Consider the following 17,416-nt stretch of genomic DNA (forward strand, 5'->3'; position numbering starts at 1 on the left):
GGGGGCGGGGGGGGGGGGGCGGGGGGGGGGGGGGGGGGGGGGGGGGGGGGGGGGGGGGCCCGCCCCCCCCCGCCGGGTTGCTGAGGACGGCCACTCGCCTGATGGCTCGCGGACCGCCGGTCACGGGATCAGCTTGCCGGGGTTGAGGATGCCCGCCGGGTCGAGTTCGGCCTTGACGGCGCGCAGGATGCGCACGCCGAGCTCGCCGATCTCGTCGCTCATCCAGGGCCGGTGGTCGGCGCCGACGGCGTGGTGGTGGGTGATGGTGCCGCCGGCGGTGACGATGGCGTCGCCGGCGGCGCGCTTGGCGGCGGCCCACCGGGTGAGCGGGTCCTCGCCGAGGGCGGCGACGACGGTGAAGTAGAGCGAGGCGCCGGTCGGGTAGACGTGCGAGATGTGGCAGAGGACGAGGGCGCCGGGCAGGGCGGTGGTGAGGGCCTCGGTGACGGCGGTCCGCAGCTGCGGGAGCCGGCTCCAACTGGTCGCGGTCTCCAGGGTTTCGCAGAGGGCGCCGGCGCCGAGCAGGGAGTCCCGCAGGTAGGGGGCGTTGAAGCGGCCGTGTTCCCAGGCCCGGGCGGGGGCCTCGCCGACAGAGGTGGCGCCGGCGGCGAGCAGGGTGTCGCGGGTGAGCCGGTGGCGGGTGGCGACCTGTTCGGCGGTGCCTTCGAAGACGGTGACGGCGAGGCAGCCGGTGATGGCGGGGGCGCCGCCGATCTGTTCGGTCGTGGCGAGGTTGACCATCGTCTCGGCCTCGTCGGAGAGCCGGATGACGGTGGGGCCGGTGCCGGCCTGTTCGACGGCGCGCAGGGCGGCGCTGCCGGTGGCGAAGTCGGGCAGGCTCCAGGCCTCGTAGGCCTTGACGGCGGGCAGCGGGTGAACGCGCAGGCGGACGGCGGTGATGACGCCGAGGGTGCCTTCGGAGCCGAGGAAGAGCTCGCGCAGGTCGGGGCCGGCGGCGGAGGCGGGGGCGCGGCCGAGGTCGAGCACACCGGCGGGGGTGACGACGCGCAGACCGCGGACCATCTCGTCGAAGCGCCCGTGGCCGGCCGAGTCCTGGCCGGAGGAGCGGGTGGCGGCGAAGCCGCCGAGGGTGGCGTAGCGGAAGCTCTGCGGGTAGTGGCCGAGTTCGTAGCCGCGTTCGGCGAGCAGGGCCTCGGCGGCGGGGCCGGTGAGGCCGGCGCCGAGGACGGCCTCGCCGGAGGTCTCGTCGAGGTCGTGGAGCCGGTCGAGGCGGCGCAGGTCGAGCGAGATGACGGCGGTGAGGCCGCCGCGCTCGGGGTCGAGGCCGCCGACGACGCTGGTGCCGCCGCCGAACGGGACGACGGCGATGCGGCGTTCGGCGCAGAGCGCGAGGACGGCGGCGATCTCCTGCTCGTCGCCGGGCAGCACGACGGCGTCGGGCGCGTCCTGGGGGTCGCGGCTGCGGCGGCGCAGCAGGTCGGGGGTGGACTTGCCGCCGGCGCGGGGGAGCCGGTCGGCGTCGGCGGCGCTGACGTTGGTCTCGCCGACGGCGGCGGCGAGGGCCTTGAGGTCGTCGGCGGCGATCCGCGAGGGGTGCAGGACGACCTCGTCGGCGGCCGGTCCGGGGGTGGCGTCGCCGGTGACGCCGAGGGCGGCGGCGAGCAGTCCCTTGATGTCCGCGGACAGCTCCTTGGCGAGGGCCGGGTCGCCCCAGGCGTCCCACTTCATCGGGGGGAGCGGCAGCGCGGCGCCGGCCGGTCCCGCTTGCGTCTCAGATGCCATGCGTTACAGTTTCACACATCATGTCAAGTAGTAACGCCGAGCCCCCTGGCAGTCCCGCGCGCAGCACCGACGACGCGATCCTGGACGCCGCCGCCGACCTGATCGTCCATCTCGGCGTGCGCCGAACGCAGTTGGCGGAGATCGCCCGCCGCGCCGGGGTCAGCCGGCCGACCGTCTACCGGCGCTGGCCGGACGTCCGGGCGGTGATCGGCGCCCTGCTCACCCGGGAGATCCGGGCCACCCGGGAGGGCGTCGCCCTGACCCTCGGGGGCGACGGCGCCCCGATCGGCCGGGAGGCCTTCGTGGACGGGGTCGTCGAGGTGGCCGTCCGGCTGCGGGACCACCCGGTGCTCGGCGCGCTGCTGCGCTCCGCCGACTCCGACCTGCTGCTGGAATACGTCGTCGAGCGGCTCGGCACCAGCCAGCGCGGCCTGCTGGAGGCGCTGCGGGCCGGCATCGAACAGGGGCAGGCGCACGGTTCGATCCGGGCCGGGGAGCCGGTCGAACTGGCCGCCATGGTCCTGCTGATCGCCCAGTCCACCGTCCAGTCGCACCGCATGGTCGCCTCCCTGCTGCCGGAGGCCGCCTGGCGGCGCGAACTGACCAGAGCACTGAACGGATACCTCGCGCCATGACCTCGACGCCCGCCGGATCCTCCGCCGCTCGCTCCGCCACTCCTTACGCCGGCTCCAGCCGACTCGACGCCGGCCGGCGCCGGGCGGAACTCGAAGTGCTGGGGGACCGCCCGCGGGTCGACCTGCTGGTGATCGGCGGCGGCGTCACCGGCGCCGGGGTGGCCCTGGACGCCGCCTCGCGCGGGCTGCGCACGGTGCTGGTCGAGTCCCGCGACCTGGCGTTCGGCACCAGCCGCTGGAGCTCCAAGCTGGTGCACGGCGGCCTGCGCTACCTCGCCTCCGGGCGGATCGGGGTGGCCCGGGAGAGCGCGATCGAGCGCGGCGTGCTGATGACCCGCACCGCCCCGCACCTGATCCGCGCGCTGCCCCAACTGGTGCCGCTGCTCCCGGGGTTGCTGCGCCCCGGGCAGGCCTCGCTGATCCGGGTGGGCTTCCACGCCGGGGACGCGCTGAGGCTCAGTGCCGGGACGCCGGGCGCGCTGCTGCCCCGGGTGCGCCGGATCGGCGCCGCGCGGACGCGGCAGCTGGTGCCGGGCGTGCGGACCGCCGGACTGTCCGGCGCGCTGGTCGCGCACGACGGCCAACTCGTGGACGACGCACGGCTGGTGGTGGCGCTGGCGCGGACCGCGGCGCAGTACGGCGCCACCGTGCTGACCAGGGTGCGGGCGGAGTCCGTGACGGGCGGCTGCGCCCGGCTCACCGACACCGTCACCGGGCAGTCGCTGACCGTCGAGGCCGGCGCGGTGGTCAACGCCACCGGCGTCTGGGCGGGCGAGGTGGACCCGTCGATCAGGCTGCGCCCCAGCCGGGGCACCCACCTCCTGGTGGACGCCGCCGCGCTCGGCCACCCGACCGCGGCGCTCACCGTGCCGGTGCCCGGTTCGACCAGCCGCTTCGTCTTCGCGCTGCCCCAGCAGCTCGGCCGGGTGGCGATCGGGCTGACCGACGAGGACGCGCCCGGTCCGATCCCGGACGAGCCGCAGCCCGCCGAGGGGGAGCTCGCCTTCCTGCTCGACACCGTCAACGCCGCCCTGAGCACCGCGCTGACCAGGGCGGACGTGCGCGGCGCGTACGCGGGGCTGCGGCCGCTGATCGACACCGGGGGCGGCAGCACCGCCGACATCTCCCGGGAGCACGCGGTGCTGGAGTCGCCGTCCGGGCTGGTCACGGTGGTCGGCGGCAAGCTCACCACCTACCGGCGGATGGCCGAGGACGCGGTGGACGCCGCCGTCCGGCTGCGCGGCCTGCCGGCCCGGGCCTGCTGGACGGCCCGCCTGCCGCTGGTCGGGGCCCCGACCCACCGGGACAGCCGTCCGCTCCCGGCGGGCGCCGTGCCCGGCTCGCTGCTCGCCCGCTACGGCGGATCGTCCCAGGAGGTGGTGGCCGCCGGGGAGTTGACGCCGATCGCGGAAGGCCTGGACGTGACGCGCGCCGAGGTCGCCTACGCCGTCACGCACGAGGGCGCGCTGGACGTCGCCGACGTGCTCGACCGCCGGACCAGGATCGGTCTGGTCGCCGAGGACGCCGAGCGGGCCCGCAAGGCGATCGAGGAGATCGTGACGGAGGTCCGGGACGGCAGCCGGGAAGGCTAGGGAAGGCTGGGGAAGGCTAGGGGAACGGCACCAGGTCGGGTTCGACCCAGGTCGTGCGGGCCTGGTCGCTCGTGAGGGTCTCGGGGCGGTAGTGGCGGGCGAGCAGGTCCTTGTCGAGCAGCTCGGGGTGACGGGCGGCGAAGTCCTCGAAGTCGGTTGCGGCGTCGGCGTGGTGGGCCACCAGCTCCATCCAGGCCCGGGTCATGGTGACGTGGAACTTCTGTGGCGCCCCGGCCTTGGCGGCGGTGCGGCGGATGCCGTCGCCGACCAGGTCGAGGGCGGTGGCGCTGCCGTGGCGGCGGACGGCGAGCCAGCTGAGCCGGACGTGCTGACGGTGGCCGAAGCGGTCTGCGCCGGCCATCGCCTCGCGCAGCAACTCGCCGAAGGGGTCGGGGGTTTCGGGAGTTTCGGGGGAGTTCATGAGGAGGCCTTCGTCAGGGCCCGGAGGGTGGCGTGGAAGCCGTCCACCTGGGCGGGGGAGAGGTTGCCGAGTGCGCGGCGTTCGAGGTCGGCGACGGTCTGCCGGATGGTGTCGGCGGTGATTCGGCCGGTGGGGGTGAGCTCGATCAGTACCGAGCGGCGGTCCCCGGCGCGGGTGCCGCGGGTGATGTGGCCGCGGCGTTCCAGGCGGTCCAGGACGCCGGTCAGCGTGGTCGGCCGGGTGCCGACGGCGGTGCCGAGTTCGGAGACCGTCCGGCCGTGTCCGTCGGCGAGGTTGGCGAGGGCGTTGATCTCGGAGGCGGTCAGGTCGAGGTCGACCAGCTCGGTGGCGAGCAGGTGGAGCGTGGCGTGGGTCGCGCGCTGGAGCGCGAGCAGTGCGGACTGCTCGCCGGACGCTTCGGTTTCGAACTTCACGTTTTCGGATAGTACGGTTTCGTATTATCGGCGGGCAAGTCGCCCGGGAGGCGGCGCTCAGCGCGCCGCGCGCTCCGGCATCGGGTGCTCGGCTCCCGCGACCTCCAGGACGCAGGAGTACGGGTGCTCGGCCGCGCCCGTGCGGTCCAGCCGTACCGAGAGCGGCAGCGGCGGCTCCTCGGCGAGTTGGGCGGCGAGCGTCAGCGGGTAGACGCCGTGCCCGTGGACGCGGTGGAAGGCGCATTCCTTGCCGTCCACCAGCAGCTCGGTCTCGGTGATCCAGCCGGAGCGGACGTTGACGGTGACCGAGTGCCCGGCCTGGTCGAAGTGGAAGCTGTACCGCTGGCGCATGGGGAACCTCCCGCGCGGGGGCCGCCGGTCGGGGCGGACCAGGGGATCCACCGCCAGTCTAGGGTGGCCACCGGGCCTCGGCCCGGCGGGTGCGGCGGCCGGGGTGGCGGGTGGTTCCCGGTGGAGCCCCTGAGAAATTCCCGGGGTGGGGCCCGACCGCAGGTGGATTCCCGTGATCTCTACAGTGTTGTAGATTCGTCCGCAGGGAGAGATCGAGGAGGGCATTGTGGGAGTTTCGCTGGCCAAGGGCGGCAACGTCTCGTTGAGCAAGGAGGCGCCCGGTCTGAGCGCCGTGATCGTGGGTCTCGGCTGGGACGTGCGCACCACCACTGGCGCCGACTACGACCTGGACGCCAGCGCGCTGCTCTGCAACGCGCTCGGCAAGGTGGTCTCGGACCAGCACTTCGTCTTCTTCAACAACCTGCGCAGCCCCGATGGTTCGGTCGAGCACAGCGGCGACAACCTGACCGGTGGCGGCGACGGCGACGACGAGCAGATCAAGGTCGACCTGGCGCGGGTGCCGGCCGACGTGGCGAAGGTGGTCTTCCCGGTGTCGATCTACGACGCCGACGCCCGGCTGCAGAGCTTCGGGCAGGTCCGCAACGCGTTCATCCGGGTGCTGAACCAGGCCAACGGCCAGGAGATCGCCCGTTACGACCTCAGCGAGGACGCGTCCACCGAGACCGCGATGGTCTTCGGTGAGCTGTACCGCAACGGCGCGGAGTGGAAGTTCCGCGCCATAGGGCAGGGTTACGCCTCCGGTCTGCGCGGCATCGCGACCGACTACGGCGTCAACGTCTGATCGCAGCAGGTGAATCGCAGCAGGTGATCTGACGGGGTTTCGGCGGCCACGGGCCTGTGCGGCCCACGCTCACTCGGGACGCCCGAGGGCGTGGCCGCCGAAACCCCCGCTGCCGGTGAGCTGGCCGTGCCACCAGGCGACCATCTCCGGCTCGTCCATGGTCGACCAGTCCGGTGCGGCGGCGACCTGCTCCCGGCCGAGCCGTCGGCCCAGTTCCACCAGCTCCCGCCCGACCACGCCCCGCTCCTGGTCGTACGCGGCCAGCACGGACGGCCAGGAGTCGCCGTGCGCGGCGGCGGCCCGCCCGGCCTGCTCGAAGGCGTGCGCGTCCTGCAAGGCCTTCACCGCGCCGCTGGTGTTGTGCGGGCGGACGACGGTGGCCGCGTCCCCGCCGAGGAGCAGCCGGCCGGCCGTGCGGCGCGGGGTCTCCAGGTCGTAGACGGGCTGGAGGAAGGTCCGCTCGCGCGGGGTGAGGGTGACCAGGGCGGCCCAGTACGGCGGCAGGTGCCGTTCGGCGAGCTGGCGCAGGTCGTCCAGCTGCCCGTCGGTGAGGGTGCCCGCCGGGATGCTGGTCGGGCCGTCGAGGCGCAGCCAGGCGGGAGTGGGCGCGTAGAAGACCCAGTTCACCTGGGTGCTGCCGGGGGTGAGCCCGGGGATGCGGTAGATCACGACCTGGCCGCCGGGGTAGCAGACGGTGGCGCACTCGTCCTCCGGCCAGGCCGCGGACCCGCCGGGCAGCTCCGCCAGCAGTGCGGCGTCGTAGCTGCCGCGCCAGCACACGTACCCGGCGTATTCGGGCCGGGCCTGCGGGCAGACCGCCGCGCGGACCACCGAGCGGTAGCCGTCGGCGCCGATCACCAGGTCGTACGGTTCGCGGGTGCCGTCGGGGCCGGCCGTCCAGGCGCCGTCCTGGTCGGTGCCGGCCGCGGTGACGGTGTGGCCTTGCCGGAACTCGATCCGGTCGGGGGTGCGTTCGCGCAGGGCCTGCCAGAGGACGGCCCAGTGGTGGGAGTGGAACGGCATCGGCTGGTTCCAGAGCACCCGCCCGCGCCCGTCCGGTCCGTCGCCGCCGCGGTCCTCGGCCGTCTCCCGGGTGACCCAGCGGCGGACGGTGAGGCGGTGGCGGCGGACGCCGTCGTGGAGGTGGCCGGCGCGGACCAGTTCGTCGAAGCGGTCGTCGTTGATGCAGATCCCGACGCCGCGGTCCTCCAGCTGGCCCTCGCTGCGTTCCAGGACCACGATCCGGTCCGCTCCCAGCCGGGCGGCGGCCCCGGCGAAGGCGCTTCCGGCGATGCTGCCGCCGATCACGGCTATCGAGCTATCCCGCATGGCGGTCCTCTCCCAGCTGCCCACACTATCGATCTGACAATACGCGGATCATGTCCGCGAGTTGGTGGGAACCGGCAGAGCGCGGGGCCCCGGCCCGCGACCCCGTTATGCAACTAGTTGCACATCGAGCCACCGTCCCCTACCCTGCGGTAACAACGACCCCCGCCGCCCCCAGGAGACGTCGATGAGCGCGTCGATGAGCACCACCCCCGGCAGCAGCCGCTACCCGCACCTGCTCAGCCCGCTCGACCTCGGCTTCACCACCCTGCCCAACCGCGTCGTCATGGGCTCCATGCACGTCGGCCTGGAGGAGGCCCCCGACGGCTACCGGCGGATGGCCGCCTTCTACACCGAACGGGCCCGCGGCGGCGTCGGCCTCATCGTCACCGGCGGCATCGCCCCCAACGAGGCCGGGCGCCCCTGGGAGGGCGGCGCGATGCTCACCACCGAGGCCGAAGCCGACTGCCACCGCGTCGTCACCGACGCCGTGCACGCCGCCGGCGGGAAGATCGCCCTGCAGATCCTGCACTTCGGCCGCTACGCCTACCACCGCGACCTGGTCGCCCCCAGCGCCCTCCAGGCCCCGATCAGCCCCTTCGTCCCGCACGAGCTCACCGCCGCACAGGTCGAGCAGACCATCGAGGACTTCGTCCGCTGCGCCGAACTCGCCCGCCGCGCCGGGTACGACGGCGTCGAGGTCATGGGCTCCGAGGGCTACCTGATCAACGAGTTCGTCGTCGCCGCCACCAACCGGCGCGAGGACGAGTGGGGCGGCCCGTACGAGCGCCGGATGCGCTTCCCGGTGGAGATCGTCCGCCGCGTCCGCGAGCGGGTCGGCGAGGACTTCATCATCGTCTACCGCCTCTCCATGCTCGACCTGGTGCCCGGCGGCTCCACCCTCGACGAGGTCGTCCGCCTCGCCCAGGCCGTCGAGGCCGTCGGGGCGACCATCATCAACACCGGCATCGGCTGGCACGAGGCCCGCATCCCCACCATCGCCACCTCCGTGCCACGCGGTGCCTTCGCCTGGGCGACCAGGAAGGTGATGGGCACGGTCGGCATCCCGCTGGTCACCACCAACCGCATCAACACCCCGGAAATCGCCGAGCAGTTGCTCGCCGACGGCTGCGCCGACCTGGTCTCGCTGGCCCGCCCGCTGCTCGCCGACGCCGACTTCGTCGCCAAGGCGGAAGACGGCCGCGCCGACGCCATCAACACCTGCATCGGCTGCAACCAGGCCTGCCTCGACCACACCTTCAGCGGCCTGATCACCTCCTGCCTGGTCAACCCGCGCGCCTGCCACGAGACCGAACTCGTGCTCGCGCCCACCAGGTTGCGCAAGCGCATCGGCGTCGTCGGAGCCGGACCGGCCGGGCTCGCCTTCGCCGTCTCCGCCGCCGAACGCGGCCACGACGTCACCCTGTTCGACTCCGCCGCGGCGATCGGCGGGCAGCTGAACACCGCCCGACTCGTGCCCGGCAAGGAGGAGTTCGACGAGACGCTGCGCTACTACCGCACCCGGCTCGCCGAGTTGGCCGTCACCCAGCGCCTCGGCACCACCGCCACCGCCGAGCAGCTCGCCGCCGAGAACTTCGACGAACTCGTCCTCGCCACCGGCGTCACCCCGCGAACCCCCGCCGACCTCGCAGGAGTTGACCACCCCAGCGTGCTCGGCTACCTCGACGTCCTGCGCGGCGGCGCCCCCGTCGGCGAGCGGGTCGCCATCCTCGGCGCGGGCGGCATCGGCTTCGACGTGGCCGGCTTCCTCACCGACCCGGGCGACGCGGCCAGCCTCGACCCGGCCGTGTTCCAGGCCAAGTGGGGCATCGACCCGCAGTACCGCGAGCGCGGCGGACTGCGCCGCCCCGAGCGGCCCGCACCGCCGCGCGCCGTCCACCTGCTCCAGCGCAAGACCAGCAAGGTCGGGGCCGGGCTCGGCAAGACCACCGGCTGGATCCACCGCACCGAACTCCGGCACCGCGGCGTCACCATGGTCGCCGGCGCGACGTACGACCTGATCGACGACGCCGGCCTGCACTTCACCGTCGACGGCGAGCGCCAACTGCTGCCCGTGGACACCGTGGTGCTCTGCACCGGCCAGGAGCCGCGCCGCGACCTCTACGAGGCGCTGCGCGAGCGCGGCCTGGAGGCCCACCTGATCGGTGGCGCCGACGTCGCCGCCGAACTCGACGCCAAGCGGGCCATCAAGCAGGGCACCGAACTGGCCGCCGCGATCTGACCCTTCCTTGCGCGCTGGGTCCTGTTCGGCCGGACAGGACCTGGGCACGCCTTGGGCACGCCCTAGGATCGACGGCATGTCGCTGCCGCACGCCATCCTCACCGCCCTGCTGGAGAAACCGTCCTCGGGGCTGGAGCTGACCCGGCGCTTCGACAAGTCGATCGGCTTCTTCTGGCCCGCCACCCACCAGCAGATCTACCGCGAACTGGGCCGACTGGAGGCCGCCGGACAGATCCGGGCCCTCCAGCCGTCCGGCCCCGTCCGCGGACAGAAGAAGGAGTACGAGGTCCTGCCCGAGGGCCGCGCCGAACTCGCCCGCTGGACGGCCGAGGGCGCCGCGCCGCGCGCCGTCCGCGAACCGCTGCTGCTACGGCTGCGCGCCGCCGCGGTGGTCGGCACGGACGGCCTGGCGGCCGAGGTGCGGCGGCACCTGGCGCTGCACCGCGCGCAGTTGGACGACTACCGGGAGATCGAGCGGCACGACTTCCCGGCCGAGACGACGGCCGGGGAGAACCGCCTCCAGCACGCCGTGCTGCGGGCGGGTATCGGGCTGGAGGCCTTCTGGGTGCAGTGGCTCGCCGAGACCCTCGAAACCCTCGAAGCGCTCGAAACCCCCGGACCGCTTCCGCCGGACCAGCCGGACCAGCCGGACCAGCCGGACCATGGGGCCTGACCTGCGGCGATCCGCGCCCGCGAGCCCCGTGACAGGCCCGGTGGGACACTGGTGCCTGTCCCTGCCCGAACTCTCGACCGGGGGGCCCGCATGTCCCACCCGAAGCCGCTCCACGCCCTCGCCGCCGCCGCCCTCGCCGCGGCGGTCGCCTTGGGCCCGGCCCACCTCGCCGCGGCCGCGACGCCCGGCCAGCCCGCCCAGGGCCTGCCCACCTCCGAGCAACTCACCGCGGCCCTGCTCACCGTCGACGACGTCGGCCCAGGCTTCACTCAGGTCCCCAGCACGGCCAGCCCCAGCGCCGGCCCCAGTACGATGCCGTCCCCGGCCAACGGCTGCGACGCCCTCAGCGACCTGATCAACATGCACACCGGCGTCCCCGGCCCCGAGACCCCGCACGCCGAGGCCGAACTGGACGGCCCGGGCGGCAACCCGATGGTGACCGAGTCCCTCACCGCCGAGGACGCGGGAAAGCTCACCACCGACCTCGACGCCGCCACCGCGGCCCTCAAGAGCTGCCACACCATCACCTTCAGCGCCGGCACCAACGACTCGGTGACCTTCACCGTCACCCCGGTCACCCTCGGCGACCGCCAGGACGCGTCCGCCGTCCGCCTCGACGGCACCCTGGCCGGCGTCCAGCTGAACGCCTTCGTCGGCGTCGAGCGCTTCGGCACCGTCGGCATGGCCTTCGGCTTCTTCCAGCGCGGCGGCGACTCCTCCCAGCTGGCCTCCTTCCAGTACCGCGCCGCCGTCGCCAAGGTCCAGCGCGCCCTCGGCGCCACCGCCGGCAGCACCACCCCGCCCACCGCCACGGCCCCCGTCACCCAGGGCACCTCGGTCTGAGCCGGACAACGCGACGGCCCCCGTCGAGCACGGAGCTCGACGGGGGCCGCGGCGTGGGCTGTATCGGGCGGGTGCGGAGCCGGTGGTGTCGGCCGGTCAGGCGCTGATGCGCCGCCGGTGCTGTACGGGGGCCGGCGCCTGGATCGGGGCCGGGGTGCGGCCGGCGAGGCGGCAGCCGAGGCAGTGGGGGTGGCCCTGGCGGCCGGCCGGGTCGGGGGTGCGCCAGGGCCGGTGGGCGGGCGGGCGCGGGCCGGTGGGCTTGCCCCAGCCGGCGAGGTGGAGCAGCCAGCTGGCGAGCGCGCCGAGGGCGGTGAGGATCCCGCCGGCCCAGAGCCCGGCGGCCGAGCCGAGGACGAGGGCCGCGCCCGCGACGGTGAAGCCGAGGATCGCGATGACGGAGCCGGTCCAGCCGGCGATGGTGTGCCCCATGTCGTGGTCGCCGTGTGCGCTCATTGCTCCTCGTTTGGTGTGATGGGCGGGTCGGGATGGACGGGTCGGCCGTTTATCTCACGAGCTAAGTAACTTAGATGCTAAGGAGATATCGAGTGAAGGGCAAGCCGCGCCCCCGGGCGACGCCCGAGCAGGCGCTCTACGCGATGGACCGGATGATCGCGCTGGCGCAGTTCGGCCAGCAGGACATCGCCGCCCGGCTCGGCCTCAACGTCACCGACCTGACCTGCCTCGGCTTCGTCATCGAGGCCGCGATGGCCGGGGAGCCGCTGGCCGCCGGCGACCTCGCCGAGCGCGCGCAGCTGACCACCGGCGCCGTGACCGGCGTGCTCAACCGGCTGGAGAAGACCGGCTACGCCCGCCGCGAGGCCGACCCGGCCGACCGTCGGCGCGTCCGCGTGGTGATGGCGGAGGACGCGCAGCAGCGCATCCTCCAGGTCTACGGCCCGTTCTACGAGCGGATCGGCGCGCTGTTCGCCGACTACACGCCGGACGAGACCGCGGTGATCGCCGACTGGTTCACCCGGGCCAAGGGGGTGCTGGGGGAGTCGCTGGACGAGATCCGGGCCGACATGCCGTAGCGGGGGGCCCCCGGGGGGGGGGGGGGCGCCCCGGGGGGGGGGGGGGCCCCGGGGCCGGCGGGGGGGGGGGGGCCCGGCCCGCGGGGGGGGCCCCCCCCCCCCGCCACGGTCTCGGAGCAGCGCCTCGGTGCAGCGTCGTGGAGCAGCGTCGCGGGGCGACGTCTTGGTGCAGCGCCTCAGGGCAGGTACGTCACCTCGGGGAAGGCCGTGGACGGGCCGTCGAGGAGGCGGCTGGGGCGGTGCCGCAGGTGCAGGTCGAAGAAGGCCACCGGGTACGCCTGCTGGATCTTCACCGCGCGGGCCGGGTCGAGGGTGCCGATCATGTCCCGGACCTGTTCGTCGGTCAGGCCGAGGAGCTTGGCGGCCTGCGGGATCAGCACCTGGTCGTCGCCGTACGAGACGTGCACCGCGCCCTGGGCCTGGACGTCGAGCCGCCAGCCGCGCAGGTGCGGCCAGAACTCGGCGACGGCCGGCTGGCCGGCCCGGGTGAACGCGGCGGTCATCATCATGAACGGCCGGTCCAGGTCGGTGGTGATGGTCGGCTGCATCGGGCCGTCCAGGCTCAGCCCGGCGCGGACGCGCCGGTCGGCGAGCATGGTGTAGGCGGTGGCCGTGCCGCCCTTGGACCAGCCGAACATGCCGATCCGGTCCGGGTCGAGGGCGTGCAGCAGGCCGGCGGGCAGCGGCCTGCCGTCGGTGTCGGGGTTGCGCCCGGCGGCGAGGGCGTCGACCTGGTCGAGGAGGAAGCGGATGTCCGCGGCGAAGTCCTTCGGCCCCATCGGGATGCTCCGGTCCGGGGTGAGGACCAGGCCGTCGGGGAACTCGGTGATCGCGTCGCGGGTGTGGTCGACGGTGACCACCACGTAGCCGTGGCTGGCGAGTTCCTGGACCATCACGGTGTGGTCGGCGCGGTGGCTGTGCGCGCCGTGCGAGTAGACGACGACGGGCAGGCGGCGGCCCGCACGGTGGACCGGGGCGCCCACGCGGCCGGAGGTGAGCGGGGCGAGGGCGGGGTCGATGGCGAAGCCCGTGTCCGCGAGGAACGCCCGCAGTGCGCCGTCGGCCATCCAGGGCGCGAGCGGGTACTCCCCGGCCTCGCGGGCGGGGTACCAGACGCTCGCCATCAGCTCGCGGAACCGACCCGGGCCGGCCAGCGGGTCCGGGCGGGAGGCGTCGAGCAGGTGCAGCGGGACGGTGCCCACGGGGTGCGGCCCGGTGGGCTCGGGCAGGGTGAGCCGCGCCGGGCCGCCGGCGGCGGTGGCGGCGGACCCGGGGGTGGCGGCCCTGCCCGTTGCCCACGCGGGGCGGGCGAGGGCGAGCGGTGCGGCGGCCCCGGTGGCTCCGGCGGCCAGTGCAGCCCCCAGCAGGCGGCGGCGCGTCATGGCGTGTCGGCTCGTGAACGGCGTGGTGGTCATGGGCCCTCCCTGGGTGTGCTGGACAGAACCGGGCCGAGGCGCACGGTCTTCGCAGGTGCGGCCGTCGTTCGACACCGGACGGCCGGGGAAGCGCCCCTGACGGACCGTCCGATGGATCTCCGTGCACCTGAACGGAAGGCTGTCATCGCGGCGTACCCGGCCACATCCGACCACCGGATGACGGTGCAGGGGCGCGCATTGGCCCGGGGGTTTACATCCGTGGGCTGATGCGGCGGCGTGCCGGGGCGGGGTGGCGCATAGCGTTCACGCTCAATCCAATGCAACGGGCGACGTGACTGACGTTGCGTTAAATCCGTAACTGTTGCAACGATAATGAGGTTTTGACCTGCGATGATGCTGATTGTGCGCAACATGCCTGTTGCCGTTAAGCGTGAAGGCAACGTAGCGTTTCCGTTGTCAGAAAGAACGAGCCACAGGAGAGCATCATGCAGAAGTTCGCCACCCCCGCCCCGGTCTCCGCCGTCCTCGACATCCCCGCCGGGCGCATCCGGCTCATCGCCGCCGACCGGGCCGACACCACGGTCGAGGTCCTGCCCGCCGACGCCTCGAAGAGCCGCGACGTGAAGGCGGCGGAGCGGACCACCGTCGAATACGCCGACGGCGTCCTGCGAATCGAGGCGGCGGCGGCCGAGAACCGGATCCTCGGCCAGTCCGGCACCGTCGAGGTGACCGTCCAACTGCCCGCCGGCTCCCGCATCCAGGCGAAGACGGCCAGCGCCGAACTCCGGGGCGTCGGACGCCTCGGCGACGTCACCTTCGAAGGCGCGCAGGCCTCGGTCAAGCTCGACGAGACCGCCGGCGCCCACCTCGCAGTCCTCGCCGGCGACATCTCCGTCGGCCGCCTCGACGGCCCCGCCGAGATCACCACCGCCAAGGGCGACATCCACATCACCGAAGCCGTGCACGGCACGATCACGCTGCGCACCGAGGCCGGCGACGTGTCCGTCGGCGCGGCCCGCGGCGTCTCCGCCTCCCTGGACGCCGGCACCACCTACGGCCGGATCCACAACACGCTCAAGAACACCGACGGCGCCGCCGACCTGAGCATCCACGCGACCACCGCCTACGGCGACATCACCGCCCGCAGCCTCTGAAGCCCCAGCCCCAGCCCCAGCCCGCACACTCCGATCGCGAGACAAGGAACAACCATGAGTGAATCCCGCTACGCCGCCGAGATCGCCGTCGAGATCGCCGCAGGTCAGGACCGCCCGGAGCTCCAGCAAGCCATCCAGGAGTTCGTCGACGCCGGTTTCGCCGGGATACAACTGCGCGTGCACGACGAGCACGGGGAGTGGGTCGGCAGCGCCGGGGTGCGCAAGCTGGGCGAGGCCGCGAAGCCGTCGGTGGACGGGAAGTTCTGGGTGGGCAGCACCACCAAGACCTTCGTCGCGACCCTGGTGCTGCACCTGGTGGCCGACGGCGCGATCGGGCTGGACACCCCGGTGGTCGACCACCTGCCGCAGTTCGGGCTGGACCGGCGGATCACCGTGCGGATGCTGCTCCAGCACACCAGCGGCCTGGCCAGCTACACCGGCGACCTCGAACCCGACGGGACGTTCGTGCCGGGGATCCCCGCGATGGGCAAGGAGTGGGTGGACAACCGGTTCCACAGCTACCGGCCCGAGGAACTCGTGCAGTTCGCCCTGTCCAAGCCGGCACGGTTCGAACCGGGCACCGACCAGAGCTACTCCAACACCAACTACACGCTGGCCGTGCTCCTGATCGAGCAGGCCGCCGGCCGCCCGTACGCCGAGGAGATGCAGCGGCGGATCCTGCGGCCGCTCGGACTGCGGGACACCGTGGTGCCGGGCGACTCGCCGGAGCTCCCCGCGCCGCACGCCCACGGCTACTACCGCTACCAGGACGGCGACCAGTGGAAGGTGGTCGACGTCGCCCGCCAGAACCTCTCCCTCCTGGTCGGCGCCGGCGACCTGATCTCGACCACCCGGGACCTCCGCACGTTCTTCGCCGCACTCCTGGGCGGCAAGCTCCTGCCCGCCCCCCTGCTGGACGAGATGCGCACGCCGCACGGGATGCTCGGCTACGGCCTGGGCCTGTTCGTCCAGGACCTCGGCCCCGACGGCGGCACCATCGTCCACCACAACGGCGGCGCCCCCGGCGGCTACGGGGCACTGATGATCGGCACCCCCGACGGCAGCAAGACCCTGACCGCCGGGCTCACCACCGGCGACTCCGCATCCGACCCGGCACAGGAGTTTCCGAAGGCACTGGACCGGCTCATCAAGGCGGTGTTCGGCAGCGGCAGCGGTGTGCGGGCCGAAGGCTGACGGCGTGCGGTTTCGGCGTGAGGAGTGGGAAGTCGACGGGCCCGACTTCCCACTCCGTTCGTTGAAGGGGTGGTGCCCCGGCGCGCAGCGGTGGTGAGGTGGTGGTGAAGCGCGAAGCCGCGCTCCGGAAGGTGGTCGGCGTCGTCGCGTTAGCGTCGCGCTCCGCGATGGTGAAGCGGCGTGGCGTAATGCAGTTCCTTGTCAGGCAAGTTCCTTTCCCGAAACGGGAGTTGGTATCTGCCTATGCGTCGGAAGATTGTTGCGCTCTGGAGATGGTGGCGCGGGCCGTCGAGGGGGACTTCGACTGGCGCGGGAAAACCCGCAGCGCCCTGGACGTACGCTGACCGTGGATTCGACGAGCACCGAGAGTGCTGGTTCGAATGCGGAGGGTTGGCCCGCAGGTCGGCCCGGATCAGTCGGTCGAACGGGTGGGTGATTATCGTGGGTGGCGTCGAGCGCACGGTCTTCGATGACGGCGAGACGGTGGAGAACTCCGATGGAGTTGCGGAGTTTTACGCTGCGGTGGGCAAGCTGATCAGGCACTTCCGGGAGCGGGCCGGGCTGACGCAGCGTGAGCTGGCTGAAAAGCTCGGGTACAGCGAGGACCAGCTGGGAGCGGTCGAGCGCGGCAAGCGGACGCCCAGAGTCGAGATCCTCACGAAGGCGGACGAAGTCCTCGGCGCGGGCGGCGCGTTGCTGGTCGTCGCGGACGACGTGATGAAGGCGAAGATTCGGATCAGCGAGCGGCACCCGGCTTCCTCAAGGGCCTTCACGTCCGAGGAAGGCCGGGCCGTTGAGATCCACGAGTACAGCACGATGGTCATCCCGGGGCTTCTCCAGACTGAGGCCTACATTCGGGCGCTGTACGAGATGCGGCGGCCGCTGCTCTCTCCCGAGCAGATCGATGAGTGGGTAGCGGCGCGGCTGGCTCGGCAGGAGATCCTGACCCGATGGCCCCTGCCGGTGGTGACGTGGGTGGTAGACGAGAGCGTGCTGCGTCGACCCCTGGGTGGGTGGGACGTCCACGCGGAGCAGCTCCGGCATCTCCTCAAGGTGGGGCAGGTGCGAGGGCCCGAGCTCCAGGTGATGCCGCTCGACCGGATGAACCACGCTGGCATGGGCGGCTCCTTCACGATCCTCACCCCTCCCGGTCGGCCGCAGGTCGCCTATGCGGCTGCGCAGCACGTGAACCGGTTGATCACGGATCCGGTGGAAGTCCGTAATATGGCCGCACGGTACAGCAGCATCAGGGCACAGGCCCTGGGCCTGAGGGAGTCCCTGGCCCTGATCGAGATGATCCTGGGAGAGCGGTGAGCATGTCCGAGTTGGCGTGGTTCAAGAGCAGCTACAGCACGAACGAGGAGGCTCAGTGCGTCGAGGTCGCTGAGACGCCTGGTGTGGTCCACGTGCGTGACTCCAAGGACAAGAGCGGCCCGCAGTTGGCCTTCGAGCCAGCCTCGTGGCAGGCGTTCGTGGCGTTCGCTGCGGCCGCCGAGGTCTGATTCAGCCTTCTCCCGACGGCTCGCCGCGCCCCCCCCCGCGGCGCCCCGCGGGCCGCCGGCGGGGGGGGGGGGGCGCACCCCGCCGCGGGCGGCGGTC

Annotated in this window: 19 protein-coding genes; 12 read left to right on the forward strand and 7 right to left on the reverse strand. The window is 73.3% G+C overall.

What is annotated here, in order from left to right:
* Positions 1 to 120: 120 nt before the first annotated feature.
* Positions 121 to 1,743 (reverse strand): FAD-binding oxidoreductase, encoded by a 1,623-nt coding sequence (locus ACFV6D_RS04625; RefSeq protein WP_380478270.1) that lies wholly within the window; start codon positions 1,741 to 1,743, stop codon positions 121 to 123.
* A gap of 20 nt (positions 1,744 to 1,763) precedes the next feature.
* Between ACFV6D_RS04625 and ACFV6D_RS04630 the strand changes: the two genes are divergently transcribed.
* Complete coding sequence (locus ACFV6D_RS04630) at positions 1,764 to 2,378, forward strand: TetR/AcrR family transcriptional regulator (protein ID WP_350883079.1); 615 nt, start codon at positions 1,764 to 1,766, stop codon at positions 2,376 to 2,378.
* Positions 2,375 to 3,970: a glycerol-3-phosphate dehydrogenase/oxidase gene (locus tag ACFV6D_RS04635; RefSeq protein ID WP_380558369.1), complete on the forward strand. Its 1,596-nt coding sequence runs from the start codon at positions 2,375 to 2,377 to the stop codon at positions 3,968 to 3,970. Before ACFV6D_RS04630 ends, ACFV6D_RS04635 begins: the two co-directional genes overlap by 4 nt.
* 16 nt (positions 3,971 to 3,986) lie before the next feature.
* Here the strand turns inward: ACFV6D_RS04635 and ACFV6D_RS04640 are convergent, their stop codons facing one another.
* Genes ACFV6D_RS04640 through ACFV6D_RS04650 form a run of 3 tightly spaced genes read right to left on the reverse strand, consistent with a single transcriptional unit; the run spans position 3,987 to position 5,176 of the window.
* Positions 3,987 to 4,391 (reverse strand): hypothetical protein, encoded by a 405-nt coding sequence (locus ACFV6D_RS04640; protein ID WP_380558372.1) that lies wholly within the window; start codon positions 4,389 to 4,391, stop codon positions 3,987 to 3,989.
* Positions 4,388 to 4,825 carry a MarR family winged helix-turn-helix transcriptional regulator gene (locus ACFV6D_RS04645; protein WP_380558375.1) on the reverse strand — a complete coding sequence of 146 codons (438 nt, stop codon included), beginning with the start codon at positions 4,823 to 4,825 and terminating at the stop codon, positions 4,388 to 4,390. Before ACFV6D_RS04645 ends, ACFV6D_RS04640 begins: the two co-directional genes overlap by 4 nt.
* A 57-nt stretch (positions 4,826 to 4,882) precedes the next feature.
* A complete protein-coding gene (locus ACFV6D_RS04650) occupies positions 4,883 to 5,176 on the reverse strand; it encodes a hypothetical protein (RefSeq protein ID WP_063349769.1) in 294 nt (97 codons plus the stop codon).
* A 226-nt stretch (positions 5,177 to 5,402) separates the two neighbouring features.
* On the opposite strand from ACFV6D_RS04650, the gene ACFV6D_RS04655 reads away from it, so the two are divergent.
* Entirely contained in the window at positions 5,403 to 5,978 is a 576-nt protein-coding gene (locus ACFV6D_RS04655) for a TerD family protein (protein WP_063349770.1), read from the forward strand.
* A gap of 69 nt (positions 5,979 to 6,047) precedes the next feature.
* On the opposite strand, the gene ACFV6D_RS04660 is transcribed toward ACFV6D_RS04655, so the two are convergent.
* Positions 6,048 to 7,307, reverse strand: a complete 1,260-nt coding sequence (locus tag ACFV6D_RS04660; protein ID WP_380558377.1) for an FAD-dependent monooxygenase — start codon at positions 7,305 to 7,307, stop codon at positions 6,048 to 6,050.
* A gap of 184 nt (positions 7,308 to 7,491) precedes the next feature.
* Here ACFV6D_RS04660 and ACFV6D_RS04665 point away from each other — a divergent pair, with 184 nt between their 5' ends.
* From ACFV6D_RS04665 to ACFV6D_RS04675, 3 genes are all read left to right on the forward strand, one after another.
* Positions 7,492 to 9,546 (forward strand): FAD-dependent oxidoreductase, encoded by a 2,055-nt coding sequence (locus ACFV6D_RS04665; RefSeq protein WP_380558380.1) that lies wholly within the window; start codon positions 7,492 to 7,494, stop codon positions 9,544 to 9,546.
* 76 nt (positions 9,547 to 9,622) lie between these two features.
* Positions 9,623 to 10,219 carry a PadR family transcriptional regulator gene (locus tag ACFV6D_RS04670; RefSeq protein WP_380558383.1) on the forward strand — a complete coding sequence of 199 codons (597 nt, stop codon included), beginning with the start codon at positions 9,623 to 9,625 and terminating at the stop codon, positions 10,217 to 10,219.
* 90 nt (positions 10,220 to 10,309) lie between these two features.
* Positions 10,310 to 11,062 carry a hypothetical protein gene (locus ACFV6D_RS04675; protein ID WP_380558386.1) on the forward strand — a complete coding sequence of 251 codons (753 nt, stop codon included), beginning with the start codon at positions 10,310 to 10,312 and terminating at the stop codon, positions 11,060 to 11,062.
* 96 nt (positions 11,063 to 11,158) lie between these two features.
* Here ACFV6D_RS04675 and ACFV6D_RS04680 read toward each other — a convergent pair whose 3' ends face one another.
* Positions 11,159 to 11,515 carry an HGxxPAAW family protein gene (locus ACFV6D_RS04680; RefSeq protein ID WP_380558388.1) on the reverse strand — a complete coding sequence of 119 codons (357 nt, stop codon included), beginning with the start codon at positions 11,513 to 11,515 and terminating at the stop codon, positions 11,159 to 11,161.
* A gap of 92 nt (positions 11,516 to 11,607) precedes the next feature.
* Between ACFV6D_RS04680 and ACFV6D_RS04685 the strand changes: the two genes are divergently transcribed.
* Entirely contained in the window at positions 11,608 to 12,093 is a 486-nt protein-coding gene (locus ACFV6D_RS04685; protein WP_380492092.1) for a MarR family transcriptional regulator, read from the forward strand.
* 176 nt (positions 12,094 to 12,269) lie between these two features.
* On the opposite strand, the gene ACFV6D_RS04690 is transcribed toward ACFV6D_RS04685, so the two are convergent.
* The gene (locus ACFV6D_RS04690) at positions 12,270 to 13,508 is read right to left on the reverse strand and encodes an alpha/beta hydrolase family protein (protein WP_380558391.1); all 1,239 of its coding nucleotides are present in this window, start codon (positions 13,506 to 13,508) and stop codon (positions 12,270 to 12,272) included.
* A 446-nt stretch (positions 13,509 to 13,954) separates the two neighbouring features.
* Here ACFV6D_RS04690 and ACFV6D_RS04695 point away from each other — a divergent pair, with 446 nt between their 5' ends.
* The 5 genes from ACFV6D_RS04695 (at position 13,955) to ACFV6D_RS04715 (ending at position 17,319) form a co-directional block, all read left to right on the forward strand.
* Positions 13,955 to 14,623: a DUF4097 family beta strand repeat-containing protein gene (locus tag ACFV6D_RS04695; RefSeq protein ID WP_380558393.1), complete on the forward strand. Its 669-nt coding sequence runs from the start codon at positions 13,955 to 13,957 to the stop codon at positions 14,621 to 14,623.
* Positions 14,624 to 14,677: 54 nt separating this feature from the next.
* The gene (locus ACFV6D_RS04700; RefSeq protein ID WP_380558396.1) at positions 14,678 to 15,817 is read left to right on the forward strand and encodes a serine hydrolase domain-containing protein; all 1,140 of its coding nucleotides are present in this window, start codon (positions 14,678 to 14,680) and stop codon (positions 15,815 to 15,817) included.
* A gap of 101 nt (positions 15,818 to 15,918) precedes the next feature.
* Entirely contained in the window at positions 15,919 to 16,161 is a 243-nt protein-coding gene (locus ACFV6D_RS04705) for a hypothetical protein (protein ID WP_380558399.1), read from the forward strand.
* Positions 16,162 to 16,258: 97 nt separating this feature from the next.
* A complete protein-coding gene (locus ACFV6D_RS04710) occupies positions 16,259 to 17,131 on the forward strand; it encodes a Scr1 family TA system antitoxin-like transcriptional regulator (RefSeq protein WP_380335811.1) in 873 nt (290 codons plus the stop codon).
* 2 nt (positions 17,132 to 17,133) lie between these two features.
* Entirely contained in the window at positions 17,134 to 17,319 is a 186-nt protein-coding gene (locus tag ACFV6D_RS04715) for a DUF397 domain-containing protein (RefSeq protein ID WP_380335814.1), read from the forward strand.
* Positions 17,320 to 17,416: the final 97 nt, after the last annotated feature.

This window comes from Kitasatospora sp. NPDC059812, from assembly GCF_042732075.1.
In the GTDB taxonomy this organism is placed as follows: Bacteria; Actinomycetota; Actinomycetes; order Streptomycetales; family Streptomycetaceae; genus Kitasatospora.